This window comes from Staphylococcus sp. HMSC072B07, assembly GCF_001815505.1.
GTDB lineage: Bacteria > Bacillota > Bacilli > Staphylococcales > Staphylococcaceae > Staphylococcus > Staphylococcus simulans.
The window spans coordinates 117155-128227 of the sequence record NZ_KV820902.1 but is presented as its reverse complement, the minus strand read 5'-3'; the positions used below and the strand labels follow the sequence as shown (position 1 = coordinate 128227).

The 11073-nt window shown below is 34.7% G+C and carries 7 protein-coding genes; 2 read left to right on the top strand and 5 right to left on the bottom strand.

The window, feature by feature from the left end; all coding sequences use genetic code 11:
• Nucleotides 1-91 precede the first annotated feature (91 nt).
• Nucleotides 92-1543: a hypothetical protein gene (locus HMPREF3031_RS04135; protein WP_037556120.1), complete on the bottom strand. Its 1452-nt coding sequence runs from the start codon at nucleotides 1541-1543 to the stop codon at nucleotides 92-94.
• A gap of 113 nt (nucleotides 1544-1656) precedes the next feature.
• Nucleotides 1657-2370, bottom strand: coding sequence for a zinc ribbon domain-containing protein (locus HMPREF3031_RS04130; RefSeq protein WP_002480178.1), 714 nt, complete (start codon nucleotides 2368-2370; stop codon nucleotides 1657-1659).
• A gap of 270 nt (nucleotides 2371-2640) precedes the next feature.
• Between HMPREF3031_RS04130 and HMPREF3031_RS04125 the strand changes: the two genes are divergently transcribed.
• Complete coding sequence (locus tag HMPREF3031_RS04125) at nucleotides 2641-3483, top strand: zinc ribbon domain-containing protein (RefSeq protein ID WP_002480179.1); 843 nt, start codon at nucleotides 2641-2643, stop codon at nucleotides 3481-3483.
• On the top strand, nucleotides 3483-4781 hold the full coding sequence (locus tag HMPREF3031_RS04120; protein ID WP_002480180.1) for a TcaA second domain-containing protein: 1299 nt from the start codon (nucleotides 3483-3485) through the stop codon (nucleotides 4779-4781). The genes HMPREF3031_RS04125 and HMPREF3031_RS04120 overlap by 1 nt, the downstream gene beginning before the upstream one ends.
• A gap of 170 nt (nucleotides 4782-4951) precedes the next feature.
• On the opposite strand, the gene HMPREF3031_RS04115 is transcribed toward HMPREF3031_RS04120, so the two are convergent.
• From HMPREF3031_RS04115 to HMPREF3031_RS04105, 3 genes are all read right to left on the bottom strand, one after another.
• Complete coding sequence (locus HMPREF3031_RS04115; RefSeq protein ID WP_002480181.1) at nucleotides 4952-6136, bottom strand: hypothetical protein; 1185 nt, start codon at nucleotides 6134-6136, stop codon at nucleotides 4952-4954.
• 291 nt (nucleotides 6137-6427) lie between these two features.
• A complete protein-coding gene (locus HMPREF3031_RS04110; RefSeq protein ID WP_002480182.1) occupies nucleotides 6428-7825 on the bottom strand; it encodes an MFS transporter in 1398 nt (465 codons plus the stop codon).
• 17 nt (nucleotides 7826-7842) lie between these two features.
• Complete coding sequence (locus HMPREF3031_RS04105) at nucleotides 7843-10863, bottom strand: NADH-dependent flavin oxidoreductase (protein ID WP_002480183.1); 3021 nt, start codon at nucleotides 10861-10863, stop codon at nucleotides 7843-7845.
• Between the last annotated feature and the right edge of the window lie 210 nt (nucleotides 10864-11073).

Here is an 11073-nt window from a genome sequence, read left to right as displayed (position 1 = left end):
TTCATCCTTTATTTACATCAATCATACTATAAAAACTTCCTATTTTAGAGGACTTTATAGTATGATGTGTACGAATTATTCAATGATATTGTTATTCAACTGAATTGGGTTTAGATTTCTTTTTTTTCTGAAGCTTCTTTTTTACTTCTTTTAACTTTTCTAAAGCTTCCTCCGAAAGTAAGGCATAATAACTTTCTAACACTTCAAACATCTCTTTATAATTTTTATTTGTTTCAAATTCATCCCATAAGAAAAAGTACTTTTCAATAATGTCTATAAGAACTAGATTTTGATTTTCAAATTTTAAATTGCCTTTCAAAAATTTATATTGTTCTTTCTTGTCAACATCAGAATAATTTAAAATAAATAAGAAAGATGTAATTAAGTCATCGTAATGACTATAAACGTTATTTTTTCTGTACATATCTATTAACTTATTAACGGCAACCTCATCTCTTACATGAAAATATTTTACAAGTTGGCTAACAAATTCATCTTCTTTTAGCGCTACATGTTCAAGATGTGCTACAGGAACCAACTCTTTTATAAGCTTTTCTTTTTCGTATTCATCTTCATACTCGTTCATATTAAAATGAACATTATGCTCTCGTAATTCGTTTTCTATTTTCTTAGCGATTGTAATTATACGTTCAATACTAAAATATATTGCAATTGTTGCCAAAAGTATACTTTCAATTGATATTGATTCAGTAGATTTACTAAAGATAATAACCGGAATAATTAGCAGGTAAAATAATAATTTAACTGTTAATTTATGCACTTCTTTTTTTAGGCTTTCACTACCAACCAATATTATTATTGATAATGAAAGTGTTATAGGTATTACTTTTGACACCATTGGCAAGTATATATGACAGATTGTTACAATCGTTAAGATTACTAAAATTAGCAGCGTTATTTTCAAAGGTGTTGGTCTCACTTTAAATCCTGAATTTGTTATCAACAGATAATATAGTCTTTTTAAAATTTTATAATATTTTCCTGTCCCAACTGGCTGAAAAATCAATATAATAGACAACAAAACTAATCCTAATAAAAGAGGGCCCAATACAACTTTATAGACAGCTACAATAACAATTATTAAAGCCAACAAGTTAATATTAAATATCGTGATAAAAAATCTTTTTTGAGTTATCGGTTTTAAAATCAGCATGAGTATTGTCGTTAAAACTGTCATGATAATTACTACTAATATCAGTTTTCCATAAGTATATAACAGTAGGTTTTGGACATCATTTATTAAAGATACAAATTTTACTTCGATTGGTTTTCCAGGGATAAACAACTCATTTTTACCTTGAATAATATTTCCAAAATTTATTCCAAACGCTATAACAAAAAGTACTAAAATGTCAATTATAGGAGAGAGAGGCACTAAAAAAGTACTTAATAAAAACAGCATCAATAAAAACCCTATTAAAAGTATATTTATAGCAGTTAAATCTTGAATATTTTTCTTTTTATTTCCTAAAGATTCCACAAGAATATTTAAACTTCTCAATAAAGTGTCTTTATCTTTCAATTTTTCTACCCCCAGATTCACATTATTTTAAATCCTCTAAACTATATCGAACTATTTGTTTAATATAGAAAGGAGTTTAGCCTTGCTTGAATAGCACTCTAAACTCCTTTTATTTATATTTGATCAATGTTTTCAATAGCTTTAATGTATTGTCCATTTGTATAGACTTTGATGGTATAGTCATTGTCTTTGTTTTTGTCGTAGTACCAAGTATCGCCACGTTTTTCATTTGGTACGTTATGGAAGTCGGTGAACTCTCTTGTTGTGACGTTAGAAGGAACAACGAAGACATGATCTACTTTGTTGTCATTGTCATAACTTACGGCAATATTGCCATATTTATTAGCGTCATGACCGTTAATATCTAGACTTTCTTCTGGTTCTCCATATTTCTTTTCAATCGTTTTCTTAGTATCTCCAATATGGAATCCTTTATAACCTGAAGAGTTATCTGCGTTCATAAAGTTAGCGCTAAAGTCATCTGAGTTTACTTCAACTTTAACTGTTTTTGTTTCTTGTTTTGATGTTGTTGCTTGTTCTTGTGTTGTATCGTTTTGTGCGGCTTTTTTGTCGTTATCTTCACGGATACTCATAAAGTGAGAGATAGCGAAAATCAACGCAGCAACCAAAACGAGGATAATAAGACTAATCACGATAATCCAACCTTTTGATAATTTCTTTTTAGATGACTGTATGCTGTGTGTTTCGTTTGTAGGTTTTGATTGTGCTGCATCACGCCTGTCTTTTTGTGGCACTTTTGCGCCGCAGTTTGTGCAGAATAGTTCATCAGGTTCTAATTTTTTTCCACAATTTGTACAGTACTTCAAAGTTAAACTCCTTTCTATATTCAGATGACATAGATGCCGTTATTTTAAGTACAAACTATCACCTTTACAGTTTTCACAACTTGATAATGTACTTCAATTATACATCTTGTTATTTGAATTTATAGTACATTTTTTGTCTTTTTTGAAAATTATTTCAATAACTTTAATTGTGTTATAGATATTGAAAAATGAGTGTGCTACTATGACATTAATCACACAAAATGTTGTGTATTATTTTTTATATTTAATTAAAAGTTAAGGGGGATTAACATGAAATGTCCAAAATGCGGAGCACCTGTTGAACAAGACGATCGTTTCTGCGGAGAATGCGGAATCGATTTAACTAAAGTATCAGCTGTTTCCTCACAAAATTCTACTGAATCAGAATCATCTCAAGCATTACATAACCACAATGAAAATGAACCAACACACTCTAATCAACAACCTAGTTTCGACAAAGAAAAATTTAATCAACATGCGAATGAAATTAAACACGAAGGGACGAGTTTCTTTTCACAACTCTTCAAATCACACGACAGTGTGATTGCAGGTACTAAATCTTTCTCACTTAAATTTATCGGCATACTCTCTGCAGTATTTTTAATTTTGACACTGATTGTTTTAGCTATCTTCGTTCCAAGCGAAGTTAACTACATTGGATATGGCGTTACGAAATCAGGTATTGTCACAAAATCATTCTTCGGTATTCTGTTATTCTTAATTATTTCTTATGGATTACTTGCTGGTGTGACACGCCTAGTAGTTAAAGATAACATCAGCTTTGCGAAGATTCTGTCTGACTTTGTATTCATTAATACTTTCTCATTCATTTTCTTCATTTTAGGATTACTGTTACTAAGAGGCGAAATCTATTCAATAGGATCATTCTTATTATTACTAGGAATTGTCAGCTTCTATGCATCAGCTGTTTATCTCATCACGAAATACTCTAGCTACCATACATTACGCATTCCAGTATTCTTCGGTATCATCATCTATATTGTAGTTCAATTTATCGTACTATCAATCTACGGTGAAATGCTTCGAAATACATTTGTAGATATCTTTGGAAGTATGCTTGAAGACTTATTTAGATTTGGAGGTGGTTTCTAGTGAAGTTCTGTCGTAATTGCGGACACAAACTTAAAGAGGGACAGAAAGTTTGCCCACAATGCGGAACACCCACGAATCAGACACCTAAGCGCTCTAATCAAAACTATCACTCAGCACCACGCCAACCACAATCTAAAAAGATGTGGGTAATCATCGGTATTATTGCCGCAATCATTATTGTTTTACTGATACTCTTCTTTGTTGGTAAACAACAAGCAAGTGTCACACATCAAGCAGATCAAGTCGCAGACGCGATTAAAGATAAAGACCCAAATAAAGTTAAAAAGTATGTCACGTCAGACGGTAAAAAGCTAAGTAAAGATGAGGCTAAAGCTTTTCTTGATATCTTAGAAGGTGGAAAACTTTATAAAACCGTCGGTAATGAAGTTAAGGAAAAAGGCGAAAGCATGAAACGTAATCATAAGTACAGTGATACTGTTAAATATGATAGCGAAACAATTATGAACATCGACCAAGATGGAAAGAAATGGCTCTTCTTTGATGATTATAAATTTGATATTCCAAACTACTCTATTAGTATGGATGATATTTCAGACGGTGGCACAATTACTTATAAATACGAAGGCAAGAAACACAAAGTAGATAGTAATGGTCATATCGGCTCGTTCCCACTTGGTCTTTATGAGTTAAAAGCTACGAAGAAAGTTAACGACAAAGACTATAAAGGACAACTTCAAATCTATGCATCACAACATTCTAGTCTTGCTCACTCAAACTTTGATCAAATCAAATTCAATGTTGAGTTAGATAATTACAGTATTAACGAAGAAGATACAACACTCTACATCAACAACAAACCACATGACTTCGACTCTTCTACTGATTATGGTCCATATCCGCCAGATGAGAAAGTTGAAGTCTACGCAGTAGCTGATGTTGAAGGTAAGAACTTCACTTCAGACAAACAAGTAGTGAAATTCGAAGGTGATTCAGAAAGTCCAGAAACAGTAAAACTTTCTTTCGATGACGATGCTATTGATAAACAAATCGATAAAGCATTAGAAAAAGAAATGAGCAAAGATGACGATGATGACGAAAGCTCAGACGAAAAAGTCACACGTGAAAACGTCATCGACGTTGTAGAATCATTCGAAGGCAGCACTCTTGATACAGACACTTACACATATAAAGAACCAGAAAAAGATGGAGACGACTGGGGATTCTCATTCACAGATAAAGACGGTGACCTTGCCGGATCTTACATCATTGAACCAGACAAATACGTCACTAAATATGATGAAGATGGCGAAGAAATCGACTCTGGTTACGGAAAATAACTTTATAGAACTATTAAAGCTGCATGACCTTGAAATTAAAGGCATGCAGCTTTTCATTACTTTCTAAAATAATATATTCTATTATGACTTATACATGTAATATAGGTCACATCAATCGGCAACTGTTTATTTCAGCCAATTTCAGAGATACTAAAACTCACTCAATACTTCTAGCTATTTTCTTCGATAATCTCATTTAACTCATCTACAAATGGTTGCATTTTCAACTCTTCTAAAAGGTCATCAACTACTGTATCAACCTTATTTTGAGATTCCTTAGATGAACTACCATATATTATAATATTACCTTTAGAAAAACCTGCATTTTGATCATTTTTCAATCGAAAAATTGAAGTATCTTTATAGTCTTCTAATAGCAGATTTCTCTTCTCCATACCATTTTTTAGAGGCCTTTCCCAAAGAGTAGAGAAACTTCTAAAGATTGCTACTGTACTTTTGTCATGCATCAATTTTTCTATCACCAAATCCGATATATAACTATTGCTAATAAGAACACTTAAATCCTTTTTATTCTCTCCACCCTTTATTTTTATATCCCCACTTCCATTTGAACGATAAGGAAATACCTCGACATTACAAATTAACATACTCTCAACTGCCTGATTAAATGCTTGTTCAACATCATAATTCAAACTCTTTTCATTGACGATAACTTTAGATCTTTCTATTTTTTCAAACAAGTTATAATAATAGTCTATAGCGTTTTGTATAGCACTTTTATACTTACCTTCTTCCGAAAAAGCTTTGGAATAATAAGCAAAAAGATAATATGCAACTTTCTCTATCATCTTTTTATCGTAAACAATCTCTCCATTATTATTTGTACTAAAGAACGCACTAGAGTCTTGTTTAAAAATTTTGTATAACTTTTTTAACTCTTGTGACATAATGTTTTCATTTGAAATAACATGTTCTAAATAGAAGTCAGGATTTTCACTATATTCTTTTGATTCAAAGTGAACATTATTTACTCCTGTATTGTTTTCTTCTGCTTGTTCTGCTGTAACATATTCAGTAATATTGTCACATTGATTCCCAGCTAATGTACTTATTTGTGTTCCTGGATTGATTAAACCAATTACAAACTTAGCTTTTTCAATATCTCCTATAATTTGATTAGGAATACCCCAACGTATCGCTTTACATATATTTGCATTAACATAAGGCGCATCTTCTGGATGTACCCAAGAGAAGTGATCACTATTTCCGTTAGACTGATATAAATCAATATATTCTCTTGCTTTCTCTCTAATATCATAGTTTTCGTGATTACTCCAAAAATCTTGTAAAGCTTCAATAGATTGTCTTAAATTATCTTGTTCATTGTTTGTCATTAAAATCTCCTCTTCTCTGTGTTTCAGTATTATTAAAGTATAAATAAATTTCGTTCAATTCATTTAATTATGGCAAATAATGAGGACAAGAGATGTCCATTAAACAATCTTTTTTAAGATTTTGTTAAGCCATGATTTTGTGTGTGTTATCAAACACTTATTGATTGGTGCACAAGGCAGTCTCACGCTTGTCTGAGGTGAGTATGACGGCGGTATAGAATATACTGAGTTATTCGCATTAAAAAAGAACCGCTAATCTGTTTAGATTAGCAGTTCTTGTGTCATATTATTTTATTGTTTCTCCATTTTTCCTTTCGGTATTGTCACAAAGGATGCGACGAATGCGCTAAGCATTACGGCTGCACCTACAACAAAGGCAATACCTGCTGAGAATTCTGGTGTATGGTTTGGTGCGAGTGATGAGTAGACTGTTGTCAGGATTGCGATACCGAATGCGGCACCGAGTGTTGATGACATTTTGATGATACCTGAGGCAACCCCTACTTTTTCAGCTGGAACACTTGTTAATGCTGTATCAAGAACTGGTGTCGCGAAGAAACCAAGTCCGAGTCCAATGAATAAGAATCCGATGACTGAAACGATGATATAAACTACGTCTGGTAAGAATACTGTTGAGATAAGCAGTATACCTACTGCGATAGAAATCGGTCCTGCAAGCATTGGGAATCTTGGTCCTTTACGTTGTAAGTAACGTTCACCAATACGAATCATAGATAAGCTTCCGATTAAGTAAGTGATTGTGACGAAACCTGCTTTTAATCCAGAGAAACCTAATCCTGCTTGTGCGTAGATATTAAATAATGCGAGTGATCCGATAACTGTGTTTAACAAGAAGTTCGCTGATACAGTACCGATATACGTTTTATTAGAGAATACACTGAAGTCGATAAACGGTTGATGTTTTTGTCTTTCATAGAAGTAGAAGACAAAGACTGAAATAACGAAAATCGCATCGAGTGTTAAAGTAATCGGGTTCAACCAACCTAATCTTGTTCCTTGTGTTGTAACTACGTTGATACTTAACATCATAATTAAGAAGATAGTAATCCCTACAACGTCGAACTTCATATTTTTAGCGCCAGGCTCTTTTGATTCTGGAACTCCTCTAAATAAGTAGAGTGCGACGAATGATAGGATAATTGATAATACGAAAATCCACTTCCATCCAAAGAATGTTGCGACAAGTCCTGCGAAGAATGACGCGATACCTGTTCCGCCATATGATCCGAATGACCAGAAACTTAACGCTTTTTGACGTTCTTCGTCATGATAGAACTGATTAATAATCGCAATCGTTGCCGGCATTAAACATGCGGCTGATAAACCTTGTAAGACACGGCCGATAATCAACAGTGCAGGAATGCTTGAGATAATGACGGAAATAGATCCGACAATACTCAAGATAATTCCGACACGTGTCATTTTCACACGACCTAGCTTATCCGCTAAGCCACCTGCTACAACAATGAAGATACCTGTGAATAGTGAAGTTAAACTTACTGCAATATTCACGACAGTCATATCAATGTTGTAATCTTTTTGAACATGCGGTGCGATGTTCAAGAAGGATTGCGCGAATAACCAATACGTGAGGATGGATAAGATAATCGCAACGATGAGCTGTGTACCCGGTTTAAATGCTTGATGTTGTTTCTTATTTTGTGCCATTACTTGTTCCTCCTCATTTAGTGATTTTTAATAATGCTTTGACCTGCGATACGACCATAAGTGAAGATATCCGCAAGTGCGTTACCACCTAAACGGTTACCCGCGTGGATACCGCCCGCAACTTCACCTGCTGCGTATAAACCTTTGATTGGGTTGTTATCGATATCAATGACTTGTGCAGTTGTATCGATTTTCAGACCGCCCATTGTATGGTGAACTGCTGGTTTACGTGGTGTAGCGTAGAACGGTGCGCGTTCAATCTTAAGATCGAATGCGTTCTTACTGAAGTCATCATCATGACCTTTATCCACGAAGTCGTTATAACGTTCAATTGTTTTCACAAAGTGGTCTGGATCCATATTTAATTGTCTTGCTAAATCTTCAAGCGTATCTGCTTTATAAAGCACTTTTTCTTCAATTTCTTTATCAATTTTTTCTTGAGATGTGTTCATCGCAAGTTCTTTAATATTTTCATCAGCAATGATGTAGAACAAGCCATCTTTTTGGTCTAATGCTGCTTTAGATAAGACGTCACGGCTTTCAAATTCGTTGACGAAACGGTCACCGTCTTTGTTGACGAAGACGAAGTTAGATGGTGTCACAATTAAGCCTGTGAATAATGCACCTGTTTTAGGGTCAGAAATCGGCATCATTTGTGAGAAGCCCATGCCGACTAAGTCAGCACCTACTTGAACACCTAATTTAATACCGTCACCTGTGATTGCTGGTGAGTTTGTTGTTTTAATATCATCAGGAATGTTATCCCAATATGTGTTATATTGTTGAATCATTTGTGTATTCGCACCGAATCCGCCTGCGGCGATAACCACACCATAACGTGTATGGATTCTAACTTTCGCACCATTATGTTTCGTTGCTTCTACACCGACAATTTTACCGTCTTCTTTAATCAGACGATCCGCTGTTGTTTCAGTCATGATTTGACCATGGTTCTTACGAACATAGTCACTTAGTGATTCAATGAACTCTAAACCTTGAGCTTTCATTGGTTTATGTCCACGTCTCCATAAAGCACCTACAGGCATATCTACAATTGTTCTATCGAAGTGTACGCCTTTTTCAGTTAACCATTTCACTGATTCTAAGACATTGTCTGTTAATGTTTTAACTAAGTCATATTGACCTGTGATGACTTTACCGTTTCTATCCGCACGACGTCCGCCAAGGTACGTTTGGATACGGTGCAATTCAATAGAGTCGAACAAGTAATCTTGTCCTTCTTTTTGTGTTTCTAAATATTCTTTGATTTGTTGTTTCAATGTACGGAAGTCTTCAAGGTATTCTTCTTCAATATCATTTTCATCATGGTTCATTAATGCTTCTAATGTTTCTTGTTCACCATGTAATGATGGGAATGTATTTTGCCATGAAGGTTCAGGTGCGTTTACTTGGCCACCTGTACGGATTGTGTTACCACCAATAGCTGCGAATTTCTCAAGCATAATCACTTCTTTGCCTTGTTCTAAGACTGAAGCTGCTGCACTTAAACCAGCACCACCTGTACCGATGACTACAACATCTGTTGTTTCTTCGATAGTTTCGTCTGACCATTCTACAACTGGTTTTGGACGCGCACGTAAGATGTCTGGATTTTCGCCTGCTTGTTTAATCGCTTCTGCCACACCTTCAATAACCGCTTCACACGTCACTGTCGCACCAGAAATCACATCTACGTTCAGTGTTTGACCATTAATGATTTCATTTGGTAAACGTTCAAACGCCGGGTTTGCGATACCTTCTGATTCATTACTGTCATCTACTTCAATAGACACGATTTCATCTTCAGAGAACACAACTTTCATTGGTAAGTTCGCATTGTGTCCTTGTGCGAAGACTTCATACGTACCTGGGTTATATTTAACCTTTTTATTTTGTAACGCTTTTAAGCGTTCATATTTACGTTGCTCTTCTTCTTTATCGACAATCATGAAGTCCATTACTTTCCATAATGGAGATGGAATGTGTAATAAACGTTGATCATGAATATCTACGAAATCTTCAACTTTTTCATTCTTTTCAATCTTTTCAGCCCAATGTGGTTCAACTAAATAAGCTTTACCTACGCTGACTAAATCGTATCCAAGTTCTAATGCTTCTTCAGCATCTTCACGTTGACCAATACTACCTACACCCATAATTGGAATGTCAGCTAACGTATCGCTTTGAAGTTTTAAATATTTTGAAATTAATGGTTCTTTATCCGCTGTATCTACAATAGATGTACGTTTATAGCTGTTCGCAGAAATATGGAAGTAATCTGGATGTGCTTCTGCTAAAGTATTTAAAAGATACATTGTATCGTCAAAACGGATACCTGGTTCTTCTAATTCTTCTGGTGAGAAACGGTAACCAATAATGAAGTTTTCAGCTCCATTATCTTTTGCTGCTTTTTGTACTTCTTTCAAGACAGCCATTGGGAAATTCGTACGTTTTTGTCTGCTTCCGCCCCACTCATCTGTTCTACGGTTACTGTGAGGTGAGAAGAATTGTTGTAAGAGGTATGTGTTCGCACCATGAATTTCAACACCATCATAGCCCGCTTCAATTGCTCTTCTTGTGGCTTCACCGAATTGGTGAATCATATCTTCAACTTGTAATGCTGTCATTTCACGAGGTACTGCCGCATTTGGACGAAGCGCCGCAACCGGACTCGCTGAAATCGGAGTCGCACCCCCGTTTAATTTAGGATCAGCCATTCTCCCTGCGTGATATAGCTGTAAAATTGCTTTAGATCCATTTTCGTGAATCGCATCTGCTAAACGTTTTAAACCTGGAATCTTTTCATCTGTATCTATACCGATAGCACCTGGGAAGCCACGGCCGTTGTCCATTACGAAACAACTTTCTACAATAATCGCACCCACTTTACCAGAGCGGTGTTTATAGTAATCAATCATCTCTGCCGTTACTGATCCATCAAAGTAAGCTGATTGGATGGTCATAGGTGCCATTGTAATCCTATTATCTAATTCAGCTCCTGAAGCTAATTTAACCTTTTCAAATAATGACTTTGTCATACCCTCTTCTCCTTTGTGAATATTTTCACATGATACCGCAAAATTTTTTCTCATATCTAGCATATGAGAAGTTAACGCGTATCAAGTGATTCATTTTTTATATTTACCTTTGATTCACTGAAAGTATAACATAGAAAGAAAGTTTGTGAAATAGTTAACAAGATAAATTTAAACTATTTTTACAATCACTTATTTTAGTATCTTTATTAA